This is a genomic window from Pseudomonas sp. TWP3-1, assembly GCF_049896625.1.
Taxonomy (GTDB): domain Bacteria; phylum Pseudomonadota; class Gammaproteobacteria; order Pseudomonadales; family Pseudomonadaceae; genus Aquipseudomonas.
Window position 1 is genome coordinate 162,951 of record NZ_JAFCUQ010000005.1, and the last position, 26,410, is coordinate 189,360.

At 58.3% G+C, this 26,410-nt stretch carries 24 protein-coding genes; 8 read left to right on the top strand and 16 right to left on the bottom strand.

Going from position 1 to position 26,410, the window contains the following annotated elements:
• Positions 1 to 131: 131 nt before the first annotated feature.
• The 9 genes from ACP7BN_RS09570 to rpmH all read right to left on the bottom strand — a co-directional run bounded on the left by ACP7BN_RS09570 (position 132) and on the right by rpmH (position 8,848).
• Positions 132 to 1,004, bottom strand: coding sequence for a ParB/RepB/Spo0J family partition protein (locus ACP7BN_RS09570; RefSeq protein WP_420650083.1), 873 nt, complete (start codon positions 1,002 to 1,004; stop codon positions 132 to 134).
• A gap of 9 nt (positions 1,005 to 1,013) precedes the next feature.
• Positions 1,014 to 1,811 carry a ParA family protein gene (locus ACP7BN_RS09575; protein WP_003229787.1) on the bottom strand — a complete coding sequence of 266 codons (798 nt, stop codon included), beginning with the start codon at positions 1,809 to 1,811 and terminating at the stop codon, positions 1,014 to 1,016.
• Positions 1,812 to 1,829: 18 nt separating this feature from the next.
• Positions 1,830 to 2,474, bottom strand: a complete 645-nt coding sequence (gene rsmG, locus ACP7BN_RS09580; protein ID WP_426203538.1) for a 16S rRNA (guanine(527)-N(7))-methyltransferase RsmG — start codon at positions 2,472 to 2,474, stop codon at positions 1,830 to 1,832.
• The gene (gene mnmG / locus ACP7BN_RS09585) at positions 2,471 to 4,369 is read right to left on the bottom strand and encodes a tRNA uridine-5-carboxymethylaminomethyl(34) synthesis enzyme MnmG (RefSeq protein WP_420650081.1); all 1,899 of its coding nucleotides are present in this window, start codon (positions 4,367 to 4,369) and stop codon (positions 2,471 to 2,473) included. The genes rsmG and mnmG overlap by 4 nt, the downstream gene beginning before the upstream one ends.
• Positions 4,370 to 4,920: 551 nt before the next feature.
• Entirely contained in the window at positions 4,921 to 6,291 is a 1,371-nt protein-coding gene (gene mnmE / locus ACP7BN_RS09590) for a tRNA uridine-5-carboxymethylaminomethyl(34) synthesis GTPase MnmE (RefSeq protein ID WP_426203540.1), read from the bottom strand.
• A gap of 81 nt (positions 6,292 to 6,372) precedes the next feature.
• Complete coding sequence (gene yidC / locus ACP7BN_RS09595; RefSeq protein WP_426203543.1) at positions 6,373 to 8,055, bottom strand: membrane protein insertase YidC; 1,683 nt, start codon at positions 8,053 to 8,055, stop codon at positions 6,373 to 6,375.
• A 2-nt stretch (positions 8,056 to 8,057) separates the two neighbouring features.
• On the bottom strand, positions 8,058 to 8,303 hold the full coding sequence (yidD, locus tag ACP7BN_RS09600; RefSeq protein ID WP_010465488.1) for a membrane protein insertion efficiency factor YidD: 246 nt from the start codon (positions 8,301 to 8,303) through the stop codon (positions 8,058 to 8,060).
• Entirely contained in the window at positions 8,296 to 8,697 is a 402-nt protein-coding gene (gene rnpA / locus ACP7BN_RS09605) for a ribonuclease P protein component (RefSeq protein WP_420650078.1), read from the bottom strand. Before rnpA ends, yidD begins: the two co-directional genes overlap by 8 nt.
• 16 nt (positions 8,698 to 8,713) lie before the next feature.
• Positions 8,714 to 8,848: a 50S ribosomal protein L34 gene (gene rpmH / locus ACP7BN_RS09610; protein WP_003213577.1), complete on the bottom strand. Its 135-nt coding sequence runs from the start codon at positions 8,846 to 8,848 to the stop codon at positions 8,714 to 8,716.
• Between the two features lie 567 nt (positions 8,849 to 9,415).
• On the opposite strand from rpmH, the gene dnaA reads away from it, so the two are divergent.
• From dnaA to gyrB, 4 genes are read left to right on the top strand one after another with little or no spacing between them, the layout of a single operon-like run.
• Entirely contained in the window at positions 9,416 to 10,936 is a 1,521-nt protein-coding gene (gene dnaA, locus ACP7BN_RS09615) for a chromosomal replication initiator protein DnaA (RefSeq protein WP_426203545.1), read from the top strand.
• A 39-nt stretch (positions 10,937 to 10,975) separates the two neighbouring features.
• A complete protein-coding gene (dnaN, locus tag ACP7BN_RS09620) occupies positions 10,976 to 12,079 on the top strand; it encodes a DNA polymerase III subunit beta (protein ID WP_420650076.1) in 1,104 nt (367 codons plus the stop codon).
• 17 nt (positions 12,080 to 12,096) lie between these two features.
• A complete protein-coding gene (gene recF / locus ACP7BN_RS09625) occupies positions 12,097 to 13,200 on the top strand; it encodes a DNA replication/repair protein RecF (protein ID WP_157714406.1) in 1,104 nt (367 codons plus the stop codon).
• A gap of 5 nt (positions 13,201 to 13,205) precedes the next feature.
• Complete coding sequence (gene gyrB / locus ACP7BN_RS09630) at positions 13,206 to 15,623, top strand: DNA topoisomerase (ATP-hydrolyzing) subunit B (RefSeq protein WP_420650075.1); 2,418 nt, start codon at positions 13,206 to 13,208, stop codon at positions 15,621 to 15,623.
• 55 nt (positions 15,624 to 15,678) lie between these two features.
• Here gyrB and ACP7BN_RS09635 read toward each other — a convergent pair whose 3' ends face one another.
• Positions 15,679 to 16,398 carry a response regulator transcription factor gene (locus tag ACP7BN_RS09635; RefSeq protein WP_426203552.1) on the bottom strand — a complete coding sequence of 240 codons (720 nt, stop codon included), beginning with the start codon at positions 16,396 to 16,398 and terminating at the stop codon, positions 15,679 to 15,681.
• Between the two features lie 144 nt (positions 16,399 to 16,542).
• Here ACP7BN_RS09635 and ACP7BN_RS09640 point away from each other — a divergent pair, with 144 nt between their 5' ends.
• Complete coding sequence (locus ACP7BN_RS09640) at positions 16,543 to 18,072, top strand: sensor histidine kinase (protein ID WP_426203554.1); 1,530 nt, start codon at positions 16,543 to 16,545, stop codon at positions 18,070 to 18,072.
• Between the two features lie 168 nt (positions 18,073 to 18,240).
• Here ACP7BN_RS09640 and ACP7BN_RS09645 read toward each other — a convergent pair whose 3' ends face one another.
• The 4 genes from ACP7BN_RS09645 to glyQ all read right to left on the bottom strand — a co-directional run bounded on the left by ACP7BN_RS09645 (position 18,241) and on the right by glyQ (position 22,651).
• Positions 18,241 to 19,020 carry a lysophospholipid acyltransferase family protein gene (locus tag ACP7BN_RS09645; RefSeq protein WP_420650072.1) on the bottom strand — a complete coding sequence of 260 codons (780 nt, stop codon included), beginning with the start codon at positions 19,018 to 19,020 and terminating at the stop codon, positions 18,241 to 18,243.
• 82 nt (positions 19,021 to 19,102) lie between these two features.
• Positions 19,103 to 19,642, bottom strand: coding sequence for a D-glycero-beta-D-manno-heptose 1,7-bisphosphate 7-phosphatase (gmhB, locus tag ACP7BN_RS09650; protein ID WP_426203555.1), 540 nt, complete (start codon positions 19,640 to 19,642; stop codon positions 19,103 to 19,105).
• A 4-nt stretch (positions 19,643 to 19,646) separates the two neighbouring features.
• Positions 19,647 to 21,701 (bottom strand): glycine--tRNA ligase subunit beta, encoded by a 2,055-nt coding sequence (glyS, locus tag ACP7BN_RS09655; protein WP_426203557.1) that lies wholly within the window; start codon positions 21,699 to 21,701, stop codon positions 19,647 to 19,649.
• Positions 21,698 to 22,651: a glycine--tRNA ligase subunit alpha gene (glyQ, locus tag ACP7BN_RS09660; protein ID WP_025112261.1), complete on the bottom strand. Its 954-nt coding sequence runs from the start codon at positions 22,649 to 22,651 to the stop codon at positions 21,698 to 21,700. Before glyQ ends, glyS begins: the two co-directional genes overlap by 4 nt.
• An 81-nt stretch (positions 22,652 to 22,732) precedes the next feature.
• Between glyQ and ACP7BN_RS09665 the strand changes: the two genes are divergently transcribed.
• The 3 genes from ACP7BN_RS09665 to ACP7BN_RS09675 all read left to right on the top strand — a co-directional run bounded on the left by ACP7BN_RS09665 (position 22,733) and on the right by ACP7BN_RS09675 (position 24,532).
• Complete coding sequence (locus tag ACP7BN_RS09665; RefSeq protein WP_426203560.1) at positions 22,733 to 23,290, top strand: DNA-3-methyladenine glycosylase I; 558 nt, start codon at positions 22,733 to 22,735, stop codon at positions 23,288 to 23,290.
• A gap of 40 nt (positions 23,291 to 23,330) precedes the next feature.
• Complete coding sequence (locus ACP7BN_RS09670) at positions 23,331 to 24,218, top strand: lysophospholipid acyltransferase (RefSeq protein ID WP_420650067.1); 888 nt, start codon at positions 23,331 to 23,333, stop codon at positions 24,216 to 24,218.
• A 74-nt stretch (positions 24,219 to 24,292) separates the two neighbouring features.
• The gene (locus tag ACP7BN_RS09675) at positions 24,293 to 24,532 is read left to right on the top strand and encodes a PilZ domain-containing protein (protein ID WP_426203562.1); all 240 of its coding nucleotides are present in this window, start codon (positions 24,293 to 24,295) and stop codon (positions 24,530 to 24,532) included.
• A 4-nt stretch (positions 24,533 to 24,536) separates the two neighbouring features.
• Here ACP7BN_RS09675 and ACP7BN_RS09680 read toward each other — a convergent pair whose 3' ends face one another.
• Positions 24,537 to 24,851, bottom strand: a complete 315-nt coding sequence (locus tag ACP7BN_RS09680) for a tetratricopeptide repeat protein (RefSeq protein ID WP_426203564.1) — start codon at positions 24,849 to 24,851, stop codon at positions 24,537 to 24,539.
• 172 nt (positions 24,852 to 25,023) lie between these two features.
• Positions 25,024 to 26,397: a Trk system potassium transporter TrkA gene (trkA, locus tag ACP7BN_RS09685; RefSeq protein ID WP_426203566.1), complete on the bottom strand. Its 1,374-nt coding sequence runs from the start codon at positions 26,395 to 26,397 to the stop codon at positions 25,024 to 25,026.
• Between the last annotated feature and the right edge of the window lie 13 nt (positions 26,398 to 26,410).

Here is a 26,410-nt window from a genome sequence, read left to right on the forward strand (position 1 = left end):
GGTCGGCTGCCAGAATTCAATAACTTGGCATAATTTGTGCCGACAAAATGCGCGCAGAGTATAGGGGCGGTTCTGCCCCTATTCAACTGTCAGGTAGTGATTTCCGACTGCGCGCTACATGAGTAAATGTTTCAGCGGATGTGTGCGAGCACACCCTGGAGCTCATCGAGGGAGTTGTAACCGATCACCAACTGCCCCTTACCCTTCTTGCCGTGGCGAATCTGCACCGCAGAGCCTAGGCGCTCGGCCAGACGCTGCTCGAGCCGGGCAATATCCGGATCCGGTTTTGCCGCTTCAACAGGCTCCGGTTTGCCACTCAACCACTGACGAACCAGTGCCTCGGTCTGGCGCACAGTCAGACCGCGTGCGACAACATGTCGCGCACCTTCAACCTGTTGATTCTCCGGCAGACCGAGCAAAGCACGCGCGTGCCCCATTTCCAGATCGCCATGAGACAACATGGTCTTGATGACTTCCGGCAGCGCAATAAGTCGCAACAGGTTAGCCACAGTCACCCGGGACTTACCCACAGCGTCGGCAACCTGTTGCTGAGTCAGTTGGAATTCCTGCTGCAAACGCTGCAAGGCAACCGCTTCTTCGATCGGATTCAGGTCTTCGCGCTGAATGTTCTCGATCAGCGCGATGGCGATGGCGGTTTCATCCGGCACGTCGCGCACCATGGCCGGAATGGTTTCCTGTCCGGCTTGCTGGCTGGCGCGCCAGCGCCGTTCACCAGCAATGATTTCGAAGCGGCCGCCACCAATCGGGCGTACCACGATCGGCTGCATCACGCCTTGAGCCTTGATCGACTGCGCGAGTTCTTCCAGCGCCTGCGGGTCCATGTCCCGGCGCGGCTGGTATTTGCCGCGCTGGAGCAGGTCCAGCGGCAAGTGCTGCAATTCACGGGTGTCAGCTTGCGCCGCTTGTTCTTCCAGCGAGCTGACAGTCGGACCGCTCAGCAGTGCATCCAGTCCTCGTCCGAGACCTCGTTTCTTGACGGCCATGGGGATTCCTTAAGTTGGCTGAGCGGCGGCGATGCGTGAATTTTTGCGCTGACGGCGAACCATCTCGCCTGCCAGTGCCAGATAGGCCAGTGCGCCGCGCGATTGCTTGTCGTACGCCAGCGCCGGCATGCCGTAGCTAGGCGCTTCGGCCAGGCGTATGTTGCGCGGGATCACCGTGTCGTACAGCTGCTCGCCGAAGTGCTCCTTGAGCTGCGCGGAAACATCGTTCATCAGGCTCAGGCGCGGGTCATACATGGTCCGCAGCAGGCCTTCGACTTTCAGGTTCGGGTTGAGCAGTTCGGCGATACGCTTGATGTTATCCACAAGGTCGCTCAAACCTTCGAGCGCAAAGTACTCGCACTGCATGGGGATAATCACCCCGTCAGCGGCAACCAGTGCGTTCAATGTGAGCATCGACAGCGACGGCGGGCAGTCGATCAAAATGTAATCGTAGTTTTCACGGATTGGCGCCAGCGCACTGCGCAGACGGCTTTCCTTCATCTGCATTTCCAGCAGCACCACTTCCGCCGCCGTCAGATCGCGGTTGGCCGGCAGCAGTTGATAACCGCCGTGCTCGGAGTAGTGCATGGCCTGCGCCAGATCGCATTCGCCGATCAGCAGGTCGTAGACCGAGTTTTCCAGGCCATGTTTATCCACACCGCTACCCATGGTGGCGTTGCCCTGTGGATCGAGATCGATCAACAGCACCCGGCGCTTGGTAGCGACCAGGGATGCTGCGAGGTTGATGCAGGTGGTGGTCTTGCCCACACCACCCTTCTGGTTCGCTATCGCGAATACCTTAGCCATTCTTGCTTTTGTTCCCAATCATGCCGTGCGGCGCAGTATCAGCAGATGGCGTTGGCCTTGGCAACCGGGTACGGCCAGGGCGTGTTCGCTATCGAGGTGGAAGTCTGCCGGCAATGCTACCAGCTCATCGGCCGGATGAACGCCCTTCATTGCCAGCCAGCGCGTATCGGCGTCGCCGAGGTGGCGCGTCCAGTTGCTGAAGTTTTCCATGCTGCTGAATGCCCGGGAAATGATCCCGTTGAATGGCTGTACAGGCTGGAACGCTTCGACGCGACTGTGGATAACTTGCAAGTTATCCAGTTTGAGTTCGAGTTTGACCTGAGTCAGGAAGCGGGTTTTCTTGCCGTTGCTGTCCAGACAGGTCACTTGCGAGTCCGGATACAGGATCGCCAACGGAATGCCCGGCATGCCGCCGCCGCTACCGACGTCGAGCCAACGGCCGTTTTCGATGAACGACATCACGCTGAGACTATCGAGTAAATGCCGCGAAACCATTTCGTCCGGATCACGCACGGCGGTCAGGTTGTAGGCCTGGTTCCATTTGATCAACAGGGCCAGATAACCCAGCAGCAACTGGTGCTGGGTTTCGCTGAGATCGACACCGAGCGCGCGGGCTCCTGTGGATAACTCTTCGGCGTGTTGCGAGGTGACCTTAGAACTCAAGCGCTTTGCTCCAACTGACGGCCCGCGCCGCGTTTTTTCAAATGAATCATCAACAGCGAAATCGCAGCCGGGGTTACACCCGGGATCCGTGAAGCCTGGCCCAGCGTCTCGGGACGCGTCGCACCAAGCTTGCTCTGGATCTCCTTGGAGAGGCCGGAAATGTTGGTGTAATCGATATCCACAGGCAGTTTGGTGTCTTCACTGGCGCGCAGACGGGCGATTTCGTCCTGCTGACGGTCGATGTAACCGGCGTACTTGGTCTTGATCTCGACCTGCTCGGCAACCTGTGGATCTTCGGCGCCGTCGCCGGTCACTGCGACCAGACCAGCGTAGTCGATTTCCGGACGGCTCAAGAGATTGAGCAAGTTGTATTCGTGGGTCAGCGGCGTGCCGAATTTTTCGGCAATCGCATCGCCCTGCGGCGTGCCTGGACGAACCCAGGTGCTCTTCAGGCGTTGCTCTTCGAGTTCGATACTTTCGCGTTTTTTGCAGAACGCGGCCCAGCGCGCGTCATCGACCAGACCCAGTTCGCGACCTTTTTCGGTCAAACGCAGGTCGGCATTGTCTTCACGCAGGATCAAACGGTATTCGGCACGCGAGGTGAACATGCGGTACGGCTCTTGGGTACCGAGGGTGATCAGGTCGTCGACCAACACCCCGATGTACGCCTCATCGCGACGCGGGCACCAGGCATCTTTGCCCTGTGCACGCAGCGCAGCGTTGGTCCCGGCGAGCAAACCCTGGGCGCCGGCTTCTTCGTAACCGGTGGTGCCGTTGATTTGCCCGGCGAAGAACAGACCGCCAATGACCTTGGTTTCCAGGCTGTATTTCAAATCGCGTGGATCGAAATAGTCGTACTCGATGGCATAACCCGGACGCACGATGTGCGCGTTTTCCATGCCGCGAATCGATTGCACGATTTGCAACTGCACGTCGAACGGCAAGCTTGTGGATATCCCGTTCGGGTACAGCTCATGAGTGGTAAGACCTTCCGGCTCGATAAAGACCTGATGGCTTTCCTTGTCGGCAAAGCGATGGATCTTGTCTTCGATCGACGGGCAATAACGCGGACCAATGCCTTCGATCTCGCCGGCAGCGGAATACATCGGCGAACGGTCGAGGTTGGCCGCGATGATTTCGTGGGTCCGGGCGTTGGTGTGAGTAATCCAGCAGCTGACCTGCTTCGGATGCTGTTCCTTGTTGCCCATGAACGACATCACCGGGATCGGCGTGTCACCTGGCTGCTCGGTCATCACCGAGAAATCCACAGATCGGCCATCAATGCGCGGTGGCGTACCGGTTTTCAGGCGACCCACACGCAGCGGCAATTCACGCAAACGGTGAGCCAGGGCAATCGACGGTGGATCACCGGCGCGACCGCCGGAAAAATTCTGCAAACCGATGTGGATAAGTCCGCCGAGGAACGTACCTGTGGTCAACACCACGGAATCGGCGAGGAAACGCAGACCCATTTGCGTGACAACACCGCGTACTTGTTCCTGCTCGACGATCAGGTCATCAGCGGCTTGCTGAAATATCCACAGGTTCGGCTGGTTTTCCAGGGTTTCACGGACAGCTGCCTTGTAAAGAATCCGGTCTGCCTGAGCGCGGGTAGCACGCACGGCCGGGCCTTTGCGGCTGTTCAACACGCGAAACTGGATGCCGCCCTTGTCGGTGGCCATGGCCATCGCACCGCCGAGGGCGTCGATTTCCTTGACCAGATGGCTTTTGCCAATGCCACCGATGGCCGGGTTGCAACTCATGGCACCGAGGGTTTCCACGTTATGCGTCAGCAACAGGGTTTTTACGCCCATGCGTGCTGAGGCCAGTGCTGCCTCGGTACCGGCATGACCGCCGCCGATGACGATCACTTCAAAACGGGAAGGGAAATCCACCACGCACCTCGTGCCTGCTTAAGTAGGTATTTACGGGAATGTTCGATCTCGGGTTTTTGAACCCGGTCGGCAAGTATAGGGACTTCGCCCTTTCTAAAGAACCCTTTGCACAAAAATTAACCAGCTGTGGAAAACCCGCGGGTAAAAGAATAAAAAAGAAAGAAATTTATAAAACCTTTGTTTTAATGCTTATTCTTACTGAGCATGATTTCTGTGGATAGATCTATGTAGGCCATGTAATTCGCTGTGTACAGAGATATTGAAAGCTGTGGTCATGTGCCAATGAGGGGTTTGGATAACCGGTGTAAGCCTGTGGATGAAAGGGGTGGTTATCCACAGGGGCAGTTATATCCAGTTTTCAGGCCCTGTTATCAACTGCCCTCAGTGGCAGTTATTCACAGGGCTTAATCCACAGAAAATCGACGAATCAAGGAATTTTGGGCGAGAGAAATTCGCTCAGGCTGAAGAATCAGCCCCGCACTCGGGATCGGAATTTAGAGAATAGAGAGAAAGACGGACCGCGAACGGGTCCGTCTTGGGGGATAGCTCGCTTACTTACCGATGCAGAAGCTGGAAAAGATCCGTCCGAGCAGATCATCGGAGCTGAATGCGCCGGTGATTTCACCCAGAGAGTGCTGGGCCTGACGGAGATCTTCGGCCAGCAACTCTCCTGCGCCGGCCAGGGTCAGCTGAGCACGACCGTGTTCCAGCGCATCGCTCGCATGGCGCAAGGCTTCCAGGTGCCGGCGACGGGCGCTGAAGCTGCTTTCCGATGTCTGCTCGTAGCCCATGCAAGCTTTGAGATGATCACGCAGCAGATCCAGTCCTTCTCCGGCCGACTTGGCGCTCAGACTAATCGTCACATGGCCATCGTCGCTGATTTCCAGAGCGATGGCTTCTCCGGTCAGATCGGCCTTGTTGCGGATCAGCGTGACTTTCGCCGGATCGGGACGGGTTTCGAGGAATTCCGGCCAGAGTGCGAACGGATCTGCAGCCTCCGGAGCAGTTGCATCAACTACCAACAGCACGCGATCCGCCTCGCCGATAGCTTTCAAGGCACGTTCGACGCCGATCTTTTCCACATGATCATCGGTATTGCGCAGCCCGGCGGTGTCCACAACGTGCAGCGGCATCCCGTCGATGTGGATATGTTCACGCAAGATATCCCGGGTGGTGCCGGCAATCTCGGTGACGATTGCGGCTTCGCGACCCGCGAGGGCATTCAGCAGACTGGACTTGCCGGCATTCGGACGACCGGCAATTACCACGGTCATACCGTCACGCAGTAACGCGCCCTGCCCGGCCTCACGCAGCACTGTGGCCAGTTCGTCGCGCACCTTGTCGAGCATGCTCAGCACATGGCCATCGGCGAGGAAATCGATTTCCTCTTCCGGAAAATCAATTGCGGCTTCGACGTAAATCCGCAACCCGATCAATTGTTCAGTGAGGTTATGCACACGCTGAGAAAATGCGCCCTGCAACGAACGCAACGCGTTGCGCGCCGCCTGGGCAGAACTGGCTTCGATCAGATCGGCAATCGCCTCGGCCTGAGCCAGGTCGAGTTTGTCATTGAGGAACGCGCGCTCACTGAATTCGCCCGGACGGGCAAGACGGCAACCGAGTTCCAGACATCGCTTGAGCAACATATCCAGAACTATCGGGCCGCCGTGGCCCTGCAATTCCAGTACGTCTTCACCGGTAAACGAGTTCGGACCCGGGAAATACAGCGCGAGACCTTCATCCAGCACCTGTTGATCGTCACTGAAAAACGGGCCGTAGTGAGCGTATCGGGGTTTCAGTTCGCGGCCGCTGATTGCTTTGGCCGCAGCGCTGGCCAACGGCCCGGAAATACGGACGATGCCCACACCGCCGCGACCTTGAGCGGTGGCGATGGCGGCGATGGTTTCACGAGGTACGCTCATAAACCGATATCCAAACAAAAATGGCAGATAGCAAAACGCCCCACTAGGGGGCGTTTTGAGTGGTGTTATCCACAGAGTAAGTTACGCCTCGGCTTTTTTCGTAGCCAATTCGACCTTACGCGTGATGTACCACTGTTGTGCAATCGACAGGCAGTTGTTCACAACCCAGTACAGCACCAGACCAGCAGGGAACCACAGGAAGAAGAAGGTGAAGATGATCGGCATCATTTTCATCACTTTAGCCTGCATCGGATCCGGCGGAGTCGGGTTCAAACGCTGCTGGATGAACATGGTCGCGCCCATGATGATCGGCAGGATGAAGAACGGATCCTTGATCGACAGGTCGGTGATCCACAGCATGAACGGCGCCTGACGCATTTCCACGCTTTCCAGCAGAACCCAGTACAGGGAAAGGAAGACCGGCATCTGCACGAGGATCGGCAAGCAGCCACCCAGTGGATTGATCTTCTCTTTCTTGTACAGCTCCATCATGGCTTGCGACATTTTCTGCCGGTCATCGCCATGTTGCTCTTTCAGTGCTGCCAGTTTTGGAGCCACGGCGCGCATGCGGGCCATCGACTTGTAGCTGGCGGCCGACAGAGGGAAGAAAATCCCTTTGATCAGCATGGTCAGGAAGATGATCGACCAGCCCCAGTTACCCACGATGCTGTGGATATGTTGCAACAGCCAGAAGATCGGCTGAGCAATGAACCAGAGAATGCCGTAGTCGACAGTCAACTCCAGACCTGGGGACAACTCTTTCAGTACTGCCTGACTTTTCGGACCGGCGTACAGAACAGCGCTGGTTTCAACTTTCGCACCCGGAGCAGCGGTCAACGAAGCACCGGTGTAGCCGATGATGTAGTTGCCTTTGCTGTCCTTACGGGTCTGGACGATGTTGTTTTCGCCCTTCGGAGCCACCCATGCAGTCACAAAGTAGTGCTGCAGCCAGGCTACCCAACCACCGGTGACGGTTTCTTTGACCTGACCTTTATCCATGTCCTTCATGGACACTTTCTTGTACGGCTCGGAACTTGTCCACAGGGCAGCGCCCAGGTAAGTCGCAGTGCCGGTAGCCGTGGTCGACGAAGGATCAGCACTGGCGTCACGCTTCAACTGGGCGAACATCGCACCTGTCCATGGCTGAGCGCTCTGGTTGTCGATCAGGTAGGAAACGGTTACGTCGTACATGCCGCGTTTCACTGTGAAACGCTTGATGTAGTTGACGCCGTCCTTGCTGAACTTCAGGTCCACGACCAATTGGTCCTGACCGTCAGCCAGTTGATAAGTCTTCTTCTCCGAGGAGTAGATCGGGCGACCAGCCGGATTTGCGTCCGGACCGTTGGTGCCAATCAGACCGCTTTGAGCCAGGTAAACACGCTCGCCGCCGTTGTCGAACAGCTGGAACGGAACGTCTGGACGATCCTGACGACGCGGATACAGCGGCAAAGTCAGCTGAGCAACGTCGCCACCTTGTGGATCGATCGCGAGATCGAGCACGTCGGTTTTGATCTGGATCAGATCCTTGCTGACGGCAACCGGTGCTTCTACTGGTGCGCTGGTATCGCTGGCGGCACGCGGAATATCGTCACTGGCGGCAGCATTATTGCCAGTGGAAGTTTCCGGCAGGCCCGGTGTGGTCGTAGTGGAAGCAACATTCTGAGTCGGCAAGGCAGCCTGACCGTAATCCTGGTTCCATTTAAGGACCATGACATAGGCCACGATTGCCAGGGCGACGATCAGGATCGTGCGTTTGATATCCATGATTACTCGGCCATCGAAGAAGAACGGGAGGTAGGGATAGGTGGAACCGGGTCATAACCACCGGGATTCCACGGATGACAGCGACCTAAACGACGAAAGGTCAGCCAGCCACCGCGTAGAAGGCCATGATTTTCTATGGCTTCATACGCGTAGCAGGAACAACTGGGGTAGAAGCGACAGTGACTGGCCATCAGAGGACTAATGGCATAGCGGTAAAACTGGATCGGAACGAGTGCCAGTTTACGCATCTGGACTGTCTACCCCTACAGTTTCGGCTTTGACTGCTGGAACCGGCGCATTACGAGCCAGACGTTTCCAGAGTTTGCCGAAATGCTGAATCAATTCGGGGTTTTCTACGTCACCCAAACCTTTGCGCGCGACGATAACAATGTCCCAGCCGACCAGTGAATCCTGGTGCAGACGGAACGATTCACGCATCAAACGTTTGAGGCGATTGCGCTCGACGGAGAGCTTTACGCTCTTTTTCCCGATAACCAGCCCGAGACGGGGGTGATCAAGATCGTTGTTGCGCGCAAGGAGCAGGAGATTTTTCCCCGGAACCTTGCCGGTAGGGGAGTCAAAGACTGCCTTGAAATGCCGGGGGGTAAGCAGACGCTTTTCCCGACTGAAGTCCTGACTCACCTCCATTGCCGGATTATCAAACTGCCAGACGCGCACGACCTTTGGCGCGACGACGCGACAGGACGGCACGACCGTTCTTGGTAGCCATGCGAGCACGGAAACCGTGAGTACGAGCGCGTTTGATAGTGCTTGGTTGGAAAGTACGTTTCATTGTCGTGTTACCTGGTTCGTCCACAACGGGCCGGAATGGCCCCCGTTTTAAGAGACCGGGGATTCTAGAGAAAGCAAGCCTTCAGGTCAATTTCCAACCAGCGTTTCCTTATAAATAGATCTGCACGGCATTTCAGGGTGAATGCCTGTGCGCTAGATATAGAAATAAAGAAGGGAAGTATTTAAAGCTTTTCTGTAAAGCTTATAAAAGCTAGGCATACCATCCTCTGTGGATAACTGCCTTAAAGCCTTCTAACTCGTGATGTACAGAGGATGACAACTACAGTGGAAAACCGTGTTCAGCCTGTGCTGCGCTGTCGGATAACCTGTGGGTGGAATGGGTGTTTATCCACAGGCAGGTTATCCACCGAGTTCAACCCCCAGTTGTCCAGTGAGCTTAGACACGGTTATCCACAGAGCTTATTCACATGCCGTTGGTCGCTTTTTCTGCGGTTAACGCATTGATAAATCATGTGCTCCGCACCACCTGCATGTGGATAAGTGGGCGGCTCGCCGCTACAATGGCCGCTTGTTTTTGCCTCACCGGCTTTCAACTTAGGGGATATCCGTGTCAGTGGAACTTTGGCAGCAGTGCGTGGAGCTTTTGCGCGAAGAGCTGCCTGCCCAACAATTCAACACCTGGATCCGTCCACTACAGGTCGAAGCCGAAGGCGACGAGTTGCGCGTCTATGCACCGAATCGTTTTGTGCTGGACTGGGTCAACGAAAAGTACCTCGGTCGCGTCATCGAACTACTGGACGAGCATGGCAACGGCCTCGCGCCGGCGCTGTCCTTATTAATAGGCAGCAAACGCAGTTCGGCGCCGCGTGCCGCGCCGAACGCACCGCTCGCCGCGGCTGCCTCCCAGGCGCAGGCCGCCGCCGCTCCGGCCAGTGCACCCGCACAGGTGCAGACGGCTGCTCCGGCTAAACGGGCAACGCAGAAATCCGCTGAAATCAGTGAAGAGCCGTCACGCGACAGCTTCGACCCGATGGCCGGCGCTGCCTCGCAGCAGGCCCCGATCCGCGCGGAGCAACGCACTGTGCAGGTCGAAGGTGCGCTCAAGCACACCAGTTACCTGAACCGCACGTTCACCTTCGAGAACTTCGTCGAAGGTAAATCCAACCAGCTCGCCCGTGCGGCGGCCTGGCAGGTGGCGGATAACCCCAAGCATGGCTACAACCCGCTGTTCCTTTATGGCGGCGTCGGTTTGGGTAAAACCCACTTGATGCACGCAGTGGGTAACCACCTATTAAAGAAGAATCCGAATGCCAAGGTCGTGTACCTGCATTCCGAGCGTTTCGTGGCCGATATGGTCAAGGCGCTGCAACTGAACGCGATCAACGAGTTCAAGCGTTTCTACCGTTCGGTGGACGCTTTGCTGATCGATGACATTCAGTTCTTCGCTCGCAAGGAACGTTCCCAGGAAGAGTTTTTCCACACCTTCAACGCCCTGCTTGAAGGTGGCCAGCAGGTCATTCTGACCAGTGACCGCTACCCGAAAGAAATCGAAGGCCTTGAAGAACGTCTGAAATCCCGCTTCGGCTGGGGCCTGACGGTTGCCGTCGAGCCGCCGGAGCTGGAAACCCGCGTTGCGATCTTGATGAAAAAGGCCGATCAGGCCAAAGTCGACTTGCCGCATGACGCCGCGTTCTTCATTGCCCAGCGCATTCGCTCCAACGTCCGTGAGCTGGAAGGCGCGCTGAAACGCGTGATCGCCCACTCGCACTTCATGGGCCGCGACATCACCATCGAGTTGATTCGCGAATCCCTGAAAGACTTGTTGGCATTGCAGGACAAACTGGTTTCTGTGGATAACATTCAGCGCACGGTCGCCGAGTACTACAAGATCAAGATTTCCGACTTGCTGTCCAAGCGCCGTTCGCGCTCGGTGGCACGTCCGCGTCAGGTCGCGATGGCGTTGTCCAAAGAACTGACCAACCACAGCCTGCCGGAAATCGGCGACGTGTTTGGCGGCCGCGACCACACGACCGTGTTGCACGCCTGCCGCAAGATCAACGAACTCAAGGAATCCGACGCGGACATCCGCGAGGACTACAAGAACCTGCTGCGTACACTGACCACTTGATGAACACCAGCGCAGCTTATTAAGGCAAGGGACTAGACCATGCATTTCACCATTCAACGCGAAGCCCTGTTGAAACCCCTGCAACTGGTCGCAGGTGTCGTCGAGCGCCGACAGACCTTGCCGGTTCTGTCCAACGTGCTGCTGGTCGTCGAAGGCCAGCAACTGTCGCTGACCGGTACCGACCTCGAAGTCGAACTGGTCGGCCGTGTGCAACTCGAGGAGCCGGCTGAAACAGGTTCCATCACCGTGCCTGCGCGCAAGCTGATGGACATCTGCAAAAGCCTGCCCAACGATGCGCTGATCGACATCAAGGTCGACGAGCAGAAGCTGGTGGTGAAGGCTGGCCGTAGCCGCTTCACCCTGTCGACCCTGCCGGCCAATGATTTCCCGACTGTGGAAGAAGGCCCGGGTTCGCTGACTTGCAGCCTGGAGCAGAGCAAGCTGCGTCGTCTGATCGAACGCACCAGCTTCGCCATGGCCCAGCAGGACGTGCGCTATTACCTGAACGGCATGCTGCTGGAAGTATCTGAAGGCATCATCCGCGCAGTCGCCACCGATGGTCACCGTCTGGCGATGTGCTCGATGAAGGCCGATATCGGTCAGCCAGATCGCCATCAGGTGATCGTGCCGCGCAAAGGTATTCTTGAACTGGCGCGTCTGCTCACCGAGCCGGATGGCATCGTCAGCATCGTGCTGGGTCAGCATCACATCCGCGCCACCACTGGTGAATTCACTTTCACCTCGAAACTGGTCGACGGCAAGTTTCCGGATTACGAGCGTGTTCTGCCGAAGGGCGGCGACAAGCTGGTACTGGGCGACCGTCAGGCGCTGCGTGAAGCGTTCAGCCGTACCGCGATTCTGTCCAACGAGAAGTACCGCGGCATTCGTCTGCAACTGGCCAACGGTCAGTTGAAGATTCAGGCCAACAACCCGGAGCAGGAAGAAGCGGAAGAAGAAGTCGGCGTTGAATACAACGGCGGCTCGCTGGAAATCGGCTTTAACGTGAGCTACTTGCTCGACGTACTGGGCGTGATGACCACTGAGCAGGTTCGCCTGATCCTGTCTGACTCCAACAGCAGTGCGCTGGTGCAAGAGTCCGACAATGACGACTCGGCTTACGTTGTCATGCCGATGCGTCTGTAATCTTGCGCTGACCCTGGATGTCCTTAAGTCGCGTCTCGGTCACCGCGGTGCGCAATTTGCACCCGGTGACCTTCTCCCCCTCCCCCCGCATCAACATTCTTTACGGCGCCAACGGCAGCGGCAAAACCAGTGTTCTGGAAGCCATTCATCTGCTGGGGCTTGCCCGTTCGTTCCGTAGCACGCGTCTGTTGCCGGTCATCCAGTACGAGCAACTCGCCTGCACCGTGTTCGGTCAGGTTGAGCTGGCCGAGGGTGGCCACAGTGCCTTGGGGATATCGCGTGACCGGCAGGGCGAGTTCCAGATCCGCATCGATGGCCAGAACGCCCGCAGTGCCGCGCAGCTGGCGGAAATTTTGCCGTTGCAGCTGATCAACCCGGACAGCTTCCGTCTGTTGGAAGGCGCGCCGAAGATTCGCCGGCAGTTTCTCGACTGGGGTGTGTTCCATGTGGAACCACGGTTCATGTCGACCTGGCAGCGCTTGCAGAAGGCCCTGCGCCAGAGAAACTCCTGGCTGCGGCATGGTACACTTGACGCCGTTTCGCAAGCGGTTTGGGACAGGGAACTGTGCCAGGCCAGCGCTGAAATCGATGAATACCGCCGCGCCTACATCAAAGCCTTGAAACCAGTCTTTGAACAGACTTTGAGCGAACTGGTTGAGCTCGAAGGTTTGACGCTCAGCTATTACCGGGGCTGGGACAAAGACCGCGAATTGAGTGCTGTGTTGGCTGGCTCCGTGCAACGGGACCAGCAAATGGGTCACACCCAGGCCGGACCGCAACGCGCTGATTTGCGTCTTAGATTGGGCGCACACAATGCCGCGGACATCTTGTCCCGGGGTCAGCAGAAGTTGGTGGTCTGCGCATTGCGAATTGCCCAAGGGCATCTGGTGAGCCAGGCCCGACGCGGCCAGTGTATTTATCTGGTGGATGACTTGCCGTCTGAATTGGACGAGAACCACCGACGCGCGCTGTGCCGCTTGCTGGAAGACTTACGCTGCCAGGTGTTCATCACCTGTGTAGATCACGAATTATTGAGGGAAGGCTGGCAGACGGAAACGCCAGTCGCTCTGTTCCACGTGGAACAGGGCCGTATCACCCAGACCCACGACCATCGGGAGTGAAGGCATTGAGCGAAGAAAATACGTACGACTCAACGAGCATTAAAGTGCTGAAAGGCCTGGATGCCGTACGCAAACGTCCCGGTATGTATATTGGCGACACCGATGATGGCAGCGGCCTGCACCATATGGTGTTCGAGGTGGTCGACAACTCGATCGACGAAGCCCTCGCCGGCCATTGTGACGACATCAGCATCATCATCCACCCGGATGAGTCCATCACCGTTCGCGACAACGGCCGTGGCATCCCGGTAGACGTGCATAAAGAGGAAGGCGTTTCCGCCGCCGAGGTCATCATGACCGTCCTCCACGCGGGCGGTAAGTTCGACGATAACTCCTACAAAGTATCCGGCGGTCTGCACGGTGTTGGTGTTTCCGTAGTTAACGCCCTGTCCGAAGAGCTGATCCTGACCGTTCGCCGCAGCGGCAAGATCTGGGAACAGACTTACGTGCATGGCGTTCCGCAAGAGCCGATGAAAATCGTTGGCGAGAGTGAAACCACCGGTACGCAGATCCATTTCCGTCCTTCCGACGCGACTTTCAAGAATATTCATTTCAGCTGGGACATCCTGGCCAAGCGCATTCGTGAACTGTCCTTCCTCAACTCCGGTGTCGGCATCGTCCTCAAGGATGAGCGCAGCGGCAAGGAAGAGTTGTTCAAGTACGAAGGCGGCCTGCGTGCGTTCGTTGAATACCTGAACACCAACAAGACTCCGGTCAACCAGGTGTTCCACTTCAACATCCAGCGTGAAGACGGCATCGGCGTGGAAATCGCCCTGCAGTGGAACGACAGCTTCAACGAGAACCTGTTGTGCTTCACTAACAACATCCCGCAGCGCGACGGCGGTACCCACTTGGTGGGCTTCCGTTCGGCACTGACGCGTAACCTGAACACCTACATCGAAGCTGAAGGCCTGGCGAAGAAGCACAAAGTCGCCACCACCGGTGACGATGCGCGTGAAGGTCTGACCGCGATCATTTCGGTGAAGGTACCGGATCCGAAGTTCAGCTCCCAGACCAAAGACAAGCTGGTGTCTTCCGAAGTGAAGACTGCGGTCGAACAGGAAATGGGCAAGTACTTCTCCGACTTCCTGCTGGAAAACCCGAACGAAGCCAAGCTGGTTGTCGGCAAGATGATCGACGCTGCACGTGCCCGTGAAGCTGCACGCAAGGCCCGTGAGATGACCCGCCGCAAAGGCGCGCTGGACATCGCCGGCCTGCCGGGCAAACTCGCTGACTGCCAGGAAAAAGACCCGGCGCTGTCCGAACTGTACCTCGTGGAAGGTGACTCCGCGGGCGGCTCTGCCAAGCAGGGGCGTAACCGCAGGACCCAAGCCATCCTGCCGTTGAAGGGCAAAATCCTCAACGTCGAGAAGGCGCGTTTCGACAAGATGATCTCTTCCCAGGAAGTGGGCACCTTGATCACTGCGCTGGGCTGCGGCATCGGTCGCGACGAGTACAACATCGACAAGCTGCGCTATCACAACATCATCATCATGACCGATGCTGACGTCGACGGTTCGCACATCCGTACCCTGCTGCTGACCTTCTTCTTCCGTCAGCTGCCGGAGCTGATCGAGCGCGGTTACATCTACATTGCCCAGCCGCCGCTGTACAAGGTCAAGAAAGGCAAGCAAGAGCAATACATCAAAGACGACGACGCCATGGAAGAGTACATGACGCAGTCGGCCCTGGAAGACGCGAGCCTGCACCTGAACGAAGAAGCACCGGGCATTTCCGGCCCGGCGCTGGAGCGTCTGGTGAATGACTTCCGCATGGTGATGAAGACCCTCAAGCGTCTGTCGCGCCTGTACCCACAGGAACTGACCGAGCACTTCATCTACCTGCCGGCCGTGAGCCTGGAAAAGCTCGGCGACCACGCCGCGATGCAGGACTGGCTGGCGCAGTACGAAGCACGCCTGCGTACCGTCGAGAAATCCGGTCTGGTGTACAAAGCCAGCCTGCGTGAAGATCGCGAGCGCGGCGTGTGGTTGCCAGAGGTTGAACTGATCTCCCACGGCCTGTCGAACTACGTCACCTTCAACCGCGACTTCTTCGGCAGCAACGACTACAAAACCGTCGTTACCCTCGGCGCTCAACTGAGCACCCTGCTCGACGAAGGCGCATACATCCAGCGTGGCGAACGCAAGAAAGCCGTGACCGAGTTCAAGGAAGCCCTCGACTGGTTGATGGCCGAAAGCACCAAGCGTCACACCATTCAGCGATACAAAGGTCTGGGTGAAATGAACCCGGATCAGCTGTGGGAAACCACCATGGACCCAAGCGTGCGCCGTATGCTGAAAGTCACCATCGAAGACGCCATCGGCGCAGACCAGATCTTCAACACCCTGATGGGTGATGCGGTCGAACCTCGCCGTGAGTTTATCGAGAGCAATGCGTTGGCGGTTTCCAACCTGGATTTCTGATCCCGGTCGGCACCATAAAAAGGCCAACGCAATTGCGTTGGCCTTTTTTTGATCTTTACGCGTCCGCGTCCGCCACACTCTCCAACCGATACCCATACCCGTAAATCGTCAGCAACTGCCAACCCCGATCCGCCGTCAGCCCCAGCTTGTTGCGCAGTCGATAGATATGCGTATCCAGCGGCCTCGAGGTAGACATTTCTTCATGCGGCCAAAAGCGCTCGTACAGATAATCCCGTGACAACGGCCGACCCAGGTTGCTGAACAGACAATGCGCTAGCCGATACTCGCGCTCGGTCATTACGATCGGTTTGCCATCACGGGTGACAGTCAGCTCTGCGTCATCGAACACCAAATCGTTGAAGCTCAAGATTTCCGCTGATGCTGTACGTTTCTGACTGTGCCGGCGCAACACTGCCGCCACCCGCGCCTTCAGTTCGTTGGGCCGAAACGGTTTGCTGACGTAATCATCAGCCCCGGCATTCAGCGCCTGAACGATATCGCTCTCCCCGTCACGACTGGTGAGCATGATCGCCGCCGGTGGCACCTCCATGTGTTCGCGAGTCCAACGTAGCAACGCCAATCCGGTCAGATCGGGTAATTGCCAATCGAGGATCAACAGATCGAAGGTCTCCCGGCGCAACTGCCGCAGCAGGTCTTCACCACGTTCGAAGCTGTGCAGTGACCATGGCTGCTCCCCGGCTTCGGCCATCTGTTGCAGGGTCTGCTCGACCCGGCGCAGTTCGGCGGGTTCATCGTCCAGTATTGCAACGCGCATACGCGAGGTGTCCTTCTTGCTGGGCTGTTTGCCCCGGTGAAAGTAAGCGGCCCGCCGTTGATCGACGTCCGCTATGATTCTTCGGGTCTCCGTCCTCAGACCCGTGGCCCATGAATCCATTCACTCCGCCCTGCCCTGTTTGCCATGAATAATCAGCGTCGGCATGAAAGCCGTGAGCCGAGTCAGGTGCAGCGTTTGTTTCGGCAACTGGTGCGCGAGTGGCTGTGGATAAGTCTAGTGCTGTTGCCGCTGACTGCGCTGCTTTCGTGGCGTGCGCAAATCAGTCTGCATGACGCCTCCCCAGGACTGAGCGCCTTGTTGTCGGTGACGCTGGTGGCTTGCGTGCTTGGGCTGTTGCTATGGCGGCCACGTCTGGCGTTGTGGGTGACGTTGATCGGCATGGCCTGCACGTTAGCGTCCAGCGCCGCTCTGGCGGAACTCAGACACTGGTGGTCACCAACGCCTGCGGTATTGGGCATGCTATTCGGCTACCTGATCTGGAACTGGCGGCGCCTGAGTGTGGTGCTGACCTATTTCGGCTGGGAACTGGCGCGGCTCGACAGTGAACCGAAAGTTTTCCCCGAACGCCGCCGTGCGCAGTTTCCCAGCGCCGACCGCTTGCAGGGACAGATCATGGCCCTCGAACAAGCCATGAGTCGCACCCGCGATACGCGACGCTTCATTGCTGATGGTCTGGAATACCTGCCGGTCGCGACGTTGATCAGCGACCCCAAAGGCAAGATTCTGCTGGGCAACCGCAATGCCCGGGATCTGTTTGACGCCGTTCTGGCTGGGGATGATGTCCTTGAGCAGTTGGCGCATCTGGGTTATCCGGAGTTGTCCACAGACCCACGCCCGGCGCTGTCCGACTTGCCGCTGCTGGAGTTTCGCGATCACAAGGAACGCAGCCTGCGTCTGGAACGCGCCGCGCTGCTGCCGGTGGACGGCGAAACACCGATTGGCTGGCTGTGGAGTCTGACCGATCTGAGTGCCGAGCGCGCCGCCGAGGAACAACGCGGAGTTCTACTGCGCTTCCTCTCCCATGACTTGCGTGCACCGCATTCGGCGATCCTCGCGTTGCTTGATGTGCAGCGTCATGAGGTTGGGGATTCGCCGCTATTCGAGCAGATCGAGCGCCAAGTGCGTCGGGCACTCGATCTTACTGATGGTTTCGTGTTGCTGGCCCGCGCCGAATCGGAGGCTTATCAGTTCCAGCCGAGCCTGTTCGCCATGTTGGTTCTCGACGTACTTGATCAAGCACTGCCAATCGCCCAACAAAAACGCATCGAACTGCTGCATGAAATCGACGAGCAATCCCAGGAACGCCTGATCATGGCTGACCAGGGCCTGCTGACTCGAGCGCTGTTCAATCTGTTGGAGAACGCGATCAAGTACAGCGCGGCCGACACGAAAATCTGCCTGCGGATCAGTTGTCACGAGAACTGGCTGCACTGCGAACTCACCGACCAAGGCAAAGGCATCGCCGCGCAAGAACTGCCCGAACTGTTCACCCAATACCGGCGCTTTTCATCCGCGCAAGGCACCGACGGCGTAGGGCTGGGGCTGTCGATGGTCAAAGCCGTGATCGATCACCATGGTGGCCGCATCGAATGCCGCAGCGTGATCGACGAAGGCACGACATTCCGCTTGGAGTTACCGCTGATCCCTGAATGAACAGGCATAAAAAAACCGGCTATATCAGCCGGCTTTTTTGCGCCCGAAAAAAACTTATGCACCTTTTTCGGAGTTTTATGAGCTTAAGAAATATATATGTAGATCAACGAGTTAGATAACATATTCATGGTTTTTCAACAAAACCGTACACAGGTTATCCACAAAATCTCAGACAGCAATCCGGTCGCTTTCCGCCGGTGCCTGCGCGGCCGGTGGCAGCGAACCCATTTCCCGTTGCGTCTGCTCGTTCCAGGCCTGCACCCGGTCGTTCAATGCGGCAATGGCTCGCGGCCCTGTGCCTTCGGCGTACATCGGTTCGCCGATGACCACGGTGATCACGCCGGGCGTCTTGCCCCACCCGGCTTTCGGCCAGAATTTACCGGCATTGTGTGCAATCGGCAGCACCGGAAGCTCGGCATTCACCGCCAACGCGCTACCACTGCGCGAGAACTTGCCGACAGTGCCGAACGGAACGCGCGTGCCTTCCGGAAAAATCAGCACCCAAACATTGTCCTTGAGCAGCTCGTCGCCTTTTTTCGCCACGACTTTGAGCGCGGCTTTCGGGTTGTCGCGGTCAATCGCAATCGGCCGCAGCATGGCCATGGCCCAGCCGAAGAACGGCACGAACAACAATTCGCGCTTGAGCACCTGGCTCAAGGGCGAGAAATATGCGGAGAGAAAGAAAGTCTCCCAAGTGCTCTGGTGGTTCGACTGGATCACGCAGGGCCGGTCAGGCACGTTGTGCGCACCTTTGATTTCGTAAGTGATCCCGAGGAACACCTTGCTCAACCACAAGGCGCAGCGGCACCAGTACACGTTGATGAAGCGATAGCGCGCCTTGAATGGTAGAAATGGCGCGATAAAAAAACTCAGGCTGCACCACAGCAAAGAGCTGGTGCCCAGCAGCAGGTAAAAGAGAAAAATTCTGATGGCCCGCAGTATCGACATGACGACATTTACCGTTACGGGCAATGCCCGACTGTTCAAGCGCACTCCCGATCAATCCCTGGTCAGGAACGTCAGAAGCACTCTAGTTGTGGATAAGTTCTGCGGCAATCGCCGCCAGATCATCAAAAATCAGGGTGCCAACCGGCAGGGTTTTGCCCTGAGTCTTTACGCCTTTCCCGGTCTTTACCAAAACAGGTTGTGAATCGACGGCTTTGGCGGCCTCCAGGTCACCAAGGCTGTCACCGACGAACCAGACATTCGTCAGCGACACGTCGTAATGCTGCGCAATGGTCTTCAACATGCCGGGTTTCGGTTTGCGGCAAGCGCAGCCCTCATCCGGCCCATGTGGGCAATAAACGATCAGCCCGACTTCACCGCCCTGCTCCACCACCAGCTCGCGCAGGCGCGCGTGCATGGCGTCGAGGGTGGCGAGGTCGTAGTAGCCGCGAGCAATGCCCGACTGGTTGGTGGCGACCGCCACGGTCCAGCCGGCCTTGCTCAACTGCGCAATCGCTTCGATCGAGCCGGGCAGCGGAATCCACTCCTCTACCGACTTGATGTAAGCGTCGGAGTCGTAATTGATCACTCCGTCCCGATCGAGAATCAGCAGTTTCAACAGCAATCCCTCAACCCAGCAGCGAAATGTCAGCGACACCGAGGAACAGACCACGCAGACGCGCCAGCAGCGCGTAACGGTTGGCCCGCACTTTGGCGTCGTCGGCATTGACCATTACCGCGTCGAAGAACGCATCCACCGGCTCGCGCAGCGCGGCCAGGCGTGCCAGCGATTCGTTGTACTGACGTGCTGCAGCCATCGGCTGTACAGCCTGATCCGCCTGCTGGATCGCCGAGTACAGCGAGAACTCGTTGGCGTTGTCGAAATACTTGGCCTCGACCACGCTTGGCACCGCGCCTTCGACTTTGCTCAGCAGGTTCGACACACGCTTGTTCACTGCTGCCAACGCTGCCGCTTCCGGCAGTTTGCGGAACGCTTGCACCGCTTGCACACGCTGATCGAAATCCAGCGCCGAGCCCGGCTTCAGGGCACGTACCGACAGATAGGTAGCAACGTCTACGCCTTCGTCTTCGTAACGCGCACGCAGACGGTCGAAGATGAAGTCCAGTACCGATTCGTTGAGGCCGGCAGCCTTGACCTTGGCACCGAACGCACTCACGGCGAAAGCCACGGCGTCGTTCAGATCCAGATCGAGTTTCTTCTCGATCAGGATACGCAGCACGCCGAGAGCGGCACGGCGCAGGGCATACGGGTCTTTGCTGCCGGTGGGCAGCATGCCGATGCCGAAGATTCCGACCAGAGTGTCGAGCTTGTCAGCGATGGCCACGGCTGCACCGGTCAGGGTTGCCGGCAATTCAGCACCGGCACCACGCGGCATGTACTGCTCGTTCAGTGCCAGCGCGACATCTTCCGGCTCGCCGTCGTTGAGGGCGTAGTAGTAACCGGCGACGCCTTGCATCTCCGGGAACTCGCCGACCATTTCGGTGGCCAGGTCGCATTTCGACAACAAGCCTGCGCGGGCAGCCCACGAAGCGTTGCCGCCGATGCGGGCGGCGATGTAAGCCGCCAGTTTCGAAACGCGCTCGGCCTTGTCGTAAACGCTGCCGAGTTTTTCCTGGAACACCACGTTCTTCAGGCGATCGTTGAAGGTTTCGAGCTTCTGCTTCTTGTCTTGCTTGAAGAAGAATTCAGCGTCGGTCAGACGTGGGCGAACCACTTTCTCGTTGCCGGCGACGATCTGCTGCGGATCCTTCGATTCGATGTTGGCCACGGTGATGAAACGCGGCAGCAACTTGCCATCGGCGTCCAGCAGGCAGAAGTACTTCTGGTTGTCCTGCATGGTGGTGATCAGCGCTTCTTGCGGCACGTCGAGGAAACGTTCCTCGAACGAGCACACCAGCGGCACCGGCCATTCAACCAGCGCGGTCACTTCGTCGAGCAGGGCTGGCGGCACAATCGCCGTGCCTTCCTGCATCGTCGCCAGCTCTTCGGTGCGCTTGCTGATGATTGCGCGACGCTCGTTGGCATCGGCCAGTACATAAGCGGCACGCAGGTCGGCCAGGTAGCTCGATGGCGAACCGATGCGCACGCTTTCCGGGTGGTGGAAGCGGTGGCCACGGGAGTCACGACCAGCCTTCTGCGCGAGGATCGTGCAATCGATGACCTGGTCGCCGAGCAGCATTACCAGCCATTGGGTCGGACGCACGAATTCTTCCTTGCGTGCACCCCAACGCATGCGTTTCGGGATCGGCAGGTCGTTCAGCGAATCTTCGACGATGGTCGGCAGCAGGCTCGCAGTCGGCTTGCCGGCGATGCTCTGGCTATAGCGCAGCTTCGGGCCGCTCTGGTCGATTTCGCTCAGATCCACGCCGCACTTCTTGGCGAAGCCCAGCGCGGCCTGAGTCGGGTTGCCTTCAGCATCGAAGGCTGCCTGACGTGGCGGGCCGTCGAGGTTGATGCTGCGATCCGGTTGCTGGGTGGCCAGCGCGGTAATCAGCACAGCGAGACGACGCGGCGCGGCGTACACGGTTTTTGCTTCGTAGCTCAGGCCGGCAGCTTGCAGGCCCTTGTCGATCCCGGCGAGGAACGCGTCAGCCAAAGTATTCAGCGCTTTGGGTGGCAGTTCTTCGGTGCCCAGTTCAACCAGAAAATCTTGCGCACTCATTGTGCAGCCTCCAGCTTGGCCAGTACTTCGTCACGCAGGTCCGGGGTTGCCATCGGGAAGCCCAGCTTGGCGCGAGCCAGCAGATAGGCTTGGGCGACGGAACGCGCCAGGGTGCGTACGCGCAGGATGTATTGCTGACGCGCAGTCACCGAGATTGCCCGGCGCGCATCCAGCAGGTTGAAGGTGTGCGAGGCCTTCAGCACCATTTCGTAGCTTGGCAACGGCAGCGGTTGATCGAGCTCGATCAGGCGCTTGGCTTCGCTTTCGTAGAAGTCGAACAGTTCGAACAGCTTGTCGACGTTGGCGTGTTCGAAGTTGTAAGTGGACTGCTCCACTTCGTTCTGGTGGAACACGTCGCCGTAGGTGACTTTGCCCATCGGGCCGTCAGCCCAGACCAGGTCGTAGACCGAATCCACGCCTTGCAGGTACATCGCCAGACGCTCGAGACCGTAGGTGATCTCGCCGGTCACCGGGTAGCACTCGATGCCGCCCGCTTGCTGGAAGTAAGTGAACTGGGTGACTTCCATGCCGTTGAGCCAGACTTCCCAGCCCAGACCCCAGGCGCCGAGGGTCGGCGATTCCCAGTTGTCTTCGACGAAGCGGATGTCGTGGACCAATGGGTCGAGGCCGACATGCTTGAGCGAGCCCAGGTACAGCTCCTGGAAGTTGTCCGGGTTCGGCTTCAGGACGACCTGGAACTGGTAGTAGTGCTGCAGACGGTTCGGGTTTTCGCCATAACGGCCGTCAGTCGGACGGCGGCTTGGCTGCACGTAAGCGGCGTTCCAGGTTTCCGGGCCGATGGCGCGCAGGAAGGTCGCGGTGTGGAAAGTGCCGGCGCCTACTTCCATATCGTAGGGCTGAAGTACCACACAACCTTGCTCGGCCCAGTATTGCTGGAGCGCGAGGATCAAGTCTTGGAAGGTACGCACGGCTGGCGTAGGCTGGCTCACGAAATTCACCTGTTTCTTGGGCTGCGATTTAAAGAGCGGGAGTATACCCGATTCAGTCGCGCCTCCACCCCCTGGAGCCTTATGCCACGCTGCTTTTGGTGTTCTGAAGATCCGTTGTACATGGCTTATCACGATCAGGAGTGGGGCACGCCGCTACGCGATGCGCAGGGTTTGTTCGAGTTGCTTTTGCTCGAAGGGTTCCAGGCCGGCCTGTCGTGGATCACCGTGCTGCGCAAGCGCGAGCGTTATCGCGAGGTGCTGTTCGGCTTTGACGTGCAGCGCGTGGCGCAGATGAGCGATGCGGAAATCGCTGAGTTGATGCTTGATCCGGGGATCATTCGCAACCGTCTCAAATTGAATGCCGCCCGACGTAATGCGCAAGCCTGGCTGGCGCTGGAAGACCCGGTGAAGTTTCTCTGGTCGTTCGTCGACGGTACGCCGGTGATCAATCATTTCAAGGATCGCAGCGAAGTCCCGGCCATCACCCCGCAAGCCGTGGCCATGAGCAAAGCCTTGAAAAAGGCCGGCTTCACGTTCGTCGGCCCGACCATTTGCTACGCATTCATGCAGGCCTCGGGGATGGTCATGGATCACACCCAGAACTGCGACCGCTACGCGCAGCTCGCCAACGGCGGTTAGAATGGCCGCCTCGCGCACCGCACAAGATCAGGAGTGACCTGTGGAAAAGTTTAAAGGCGCCTTGCTGGTAGGCGCTCTGCGGCTGTTTGCCCTGCTGCCGTGGCGGGCCGTGCAAGCCGTGGGTTCGGCGATCGGCTGGATCATGTGGAAAACCCCCAACCGCTCCCGCGACGTGGTGCGGATCAACCTCGCTAAATGTTTTCCACAGATGGATGCGGCCGAGCGCGAGCGTCTGGTCGGCCAGAGCCTGAAGGACATCGGCAAGTCCCTGACCGAAAGTGCCTGCGCGTGGATCTGGCCGGCGCAGCGCTCGATTGATCTGGTGCGTGAAGTCGAAGGCCTCGACGTGCTCAAAGACGCATTGGCCTCGGGCAAAGGCGTGGTCGGCATCACCAGTCACCTCGGCAACTGGGAAGTGCTTAACCACTTCTATTGCAGCCAGTGCAAACCGATCATTTTCTACCGCCCGCCCAAGCTCAAGGCTGTGGATGACTTGCTGCGCAAACAGCGCGTGCAACTGGGTAACAAGGTTGCGGCTTCAACCAAAGAAGGCATCCTCAGCGTGATCAAGGAAGTGCGCAAAGGTGGTGCAGTGGGCATTCCCGCTGACCCGGAACCGGCCGAATCCGCCGGGATCTTCGTACCGTTCTTCGCCACTCAGGCGCTGACCAGCAAGTTCGTGCCGAACATGCTCGCCGGGCACAAAGCCGTCGGCGTGTTTCTGCACGCGCTGCGGCTGCCGGACGGTTCCGGCTACAAGGTGATCCTCGAAGCGGCGCCGGAAGCCATGTACAGCACCGATACCGAGACTTCTTGCGCGGCGATGAGCCAGGTGGTCGAGCGCTATGTGGCGGCGTATCCGAGCCAGTACATGTGGAGCATGAAGCGCTTCAAGAAACGTCCGCCGGGCGAAGAACGCTGGTATTGATGCATTTGGCATGATCTGTGGATAACTTCCCGCGGGCAGGTTATCCACAACCGTTCATTCAAGGGCGCATGAAGATGTCCGAACACCGCAAATCATTGCGCATCAAGATCACCCACGAAAGCTTCGGCGAATGCCTAGGGCAGACGCGCAATCTGTCTACTACGGGCGTCTACGTTCAGCATCCGCGTCTCGCCGGATTGCCCACGGGCGCGGTGGTCTATGGCCAGGTGCAGGATTTACCCACAGGTGCGCCACGAGTGCGCATGGAAGTGGTGATGGTCGATGCCGAGGGCATCGGTCTGCGTTATCTCTGATCGCTCACTGCGCCTGACGGTCGAGCTTCTTTAGAAACACCATCATTTCCTTTTCCGCCTGCTTGTCGCCATGGGCGCGGGCGGCTTCCAGCCCCTGCTCCCACGCCTGACGCGCAGCGACGTGATCGCCCAGCGTCTGATGCGCCTTGCCGAGCAGTTTCCACGCTGCCGAATATTTCGGGTCCAGCTCGACGCAGCGCTGGAAGTGCTCGGCAGCCTTGGCATTCTCCCCCAGATCCAGATAACCCTTGCCCAGGCCAAAGCGCAGCAATGAGTTATCCACACCCTTGGCGAGCATTTTTTCCAGGGATTCGAGCATTGGTGGATTCCTTGAGTGAGGGGTGTCAGGGATGAATATTGTGCTTTAGCCACCGCAATCGCTGGCAAGCCAGCTCCCACAGGGTTTCAGTTGTACTCAGGATTTGTGAACACCCGTAAAACCTGTGGGAGCTGGCTTGCCAGCGATGGGGCCAATTCAGTCACTACAAACCTCAGAAGAAGCTCAACCCGACATGGAACAGCTTCTCCACATCGCGGATATGCTTTTTATCCACGAGGAACAGGATCACGTGGTCGCCCGCCTCGATCACCGTGTTGTCGTGGGCGATGATCACTTCTTCTGCCCGGATGATCGCGCCGATGGTAGTGCCTGGCGGCAGCGCGATGTTTTCGATGGCCTTGCCGATGACCTTGCTCGACTTCGAATCGCCATGCGCCACTGCTTCGATGGCTTCGGCTGCGCCGCGGCGCAGTGAGTGCACGCTGACGATATCGCCACGCCGCACGTGAGCGAGCAAGGTGCCGATGGTCGCCAGTTGCGGGCTGATGGCGATGTCGATGTCGCCGCCCTGGATCAGGTCGACGTAGGCCGGGTTGTTGATGATCGTCATGACCTTCTTCGCACCCAGCCGTTTGGCCAGCAGCGACGACATGATGTTGGCTTCGTCATCGTTGGTCAGCGCGAGGAAAATATCGGCGTCGGCGATATTTTCTTCCAGCAGCAGGTCGCGGTCTGAGGCGCTACCCTGCAACACCACGGTGCTGTCGAGCGTGTCCGAGAGGTAGCGGCAACGCGCCGGGTTCATCTCGATGATCTTCACCTGATAACGGCTTTCGATGGCTTCGGCCAGGCGCTCGCCGATCTGTCCGCCGCCGGCAATCACGATGCGTTTGTAGGTTTCGTCGAGGCGGCGCATTTCGCTCATCACTGCGCGAATGTTCGCACGGGCAGCGATGAAAAAGACTTCGTCATCGGCCTCGATCACCGTGTCGCCCTGCGGCAGGATCGGCCGATCCCGGCGGAAAATCGCCGCTACGCGGGTTTCCACATTCGGCATGTGCTCGCGCAACTGGCGCAGTTGCTGGCCCACCAGCGGCCCGCCGTAATAGGCGCGCACCGCCACCAGTTGCGCCTTGCCTTCGGCGAAGTCGATCACCTGCAAAGCGCCGGGATGCTGGATCAGGCGTTTGATGTAATTGGTCACCACCTGCTCGGGGCTGATCAGCACGTCGACCGGAATCGCTTCGTTGTCGAACAACTCTTCGCGGGTCAGGTAGGACGCTTCGCGCACCCGGGCAATCTTGGTCGGCGTGTGGAACAGCGTGTGCGCGACCTGACAGGCAATCATGTTGGTTTCGTCGCTGTTGGTCACCGCCACCAGCATGTCGGCGTCGTCGGCACCGGCCTGACGCAGGATGGTCGGCAGCGAGCCACGGCCCTGCACGGTGCGGATGTCGAGCCGGTCACCGAGGTCGCGCAGGCGCTCGCCGTCGGTGTCGACCACCGTGATGTCGTTGGCCTCGCTGGCCAAATGTTCCGCCAGCGAACCGCCGACCTGTCCCGCACCGAGGATGATGATTTTCATCCAGTCACTCCGT

Coding starts and splice junctions, on each gene's coding strand:
- ACP7BN_RS09570 (WP_420650083.1), bottom strand. CDS start 1,004: ATGGCCGTCAAGAAACGAGGTCTCGGACGAGGACTGGATGCACTGCTG.
- ACP7BN_RS09575 (WP_003229787.1), bottom strand. CDS start 1,811: ATGGCTAAGGTATTCGCGATAGCGAACCAGAAGGGTGGTGTGGGCAAG.
- mnmE (WP_426203540.1), bottom strand. CDS start 6,291: ATGAGCGTACCTCGTGAAACCATCGCCGCCATCGCCACCGCTCAAGGT.
- yidC (WP_426203543.1), bottom strand. CDS start 8,055: ATGGATATCAAACGCACGATCCTGATCGTCGCCCTGGCAATCGTGGCC.
- yidD (WP_010465488.1), bottom strand. CDS start 8,303: ATGCGTAAACTGGCACTCGTTCCGATCCAGTTTTACCGCTATGCCATT.
- rpmH (WP_003213577.1), bottom strand. CDS start 8,848: ATGAAACGTACTTTCCAACCAAGCACTATCAAACGCGCTCGTACTCAC.
- dnaN (WP_420650076.1), top strand. CDS start 10,976: ATGCATTTCACCATTCAACGCGAAGCCCTGTTGAAACCCCTGCAACTG.
- recF (WP_157714406.1), top strand. CDS start 12,097: ATGTCCTTAAGTCGCGTCTCGGTCACCGCGGTGCGCAATTTGCACCCG.
- ACP7BN_RS09635 (WP_426203552.1), bottom strand. CDS start 16,398: ATGCGCGTTGCAATACTGGACGATGAACCCGCCGAACTGCGCCGGGTC.
- ACP7BN_RS09640 (WP_426203554.1), top strand. CDS start 16,543: ATGAATAATCAGCGTCGGCATGAAAGCCGTGAGCCGAGTCAGGTGCAG.
- ACP7BN_RS09645 (WP_420650072.1), bottom strand. CDS start 19,020: ATGTCGATACTGCGGGCCATCAGAATTTTTCTCTTTTACCTGCTGCTG.
- glyS (WP_426203557.1), bottom strand. CDS start 21,701: ATGAGTGCGCAAGATTTTCTGGTTGAACTGGGCACCGAAGAACTGCCA.
- ACP7BN_RS09665 (WP_426203560.1), top strand. CDS start 22,733: ATGCCACGCTGCTTTTGGTGTTCTGAAGATCCGTTGTACATGGCTTAT.
- ACP7BN_RS09675 (WP_426203562.1), top strand. CDS start 24,293: ATGTCCGAACACCGCAAATCATTGCGCATCAAGATCACCCACGAAAGC.
- ACP7BN_RS09680 (WP_426203564.1), bottom strand. CDS start 24,851: ATGCTCGAATCCCTGGAAAAAATGCTCGCCAAGGGTGTGGATAACTCA.
- trkA (WP_426203566.1), bottom strand. CDS start 26,397: ATGAAAATCATCATCCTCGGTGCGGGACAGGTCGGCGGTTCGCTGGCG.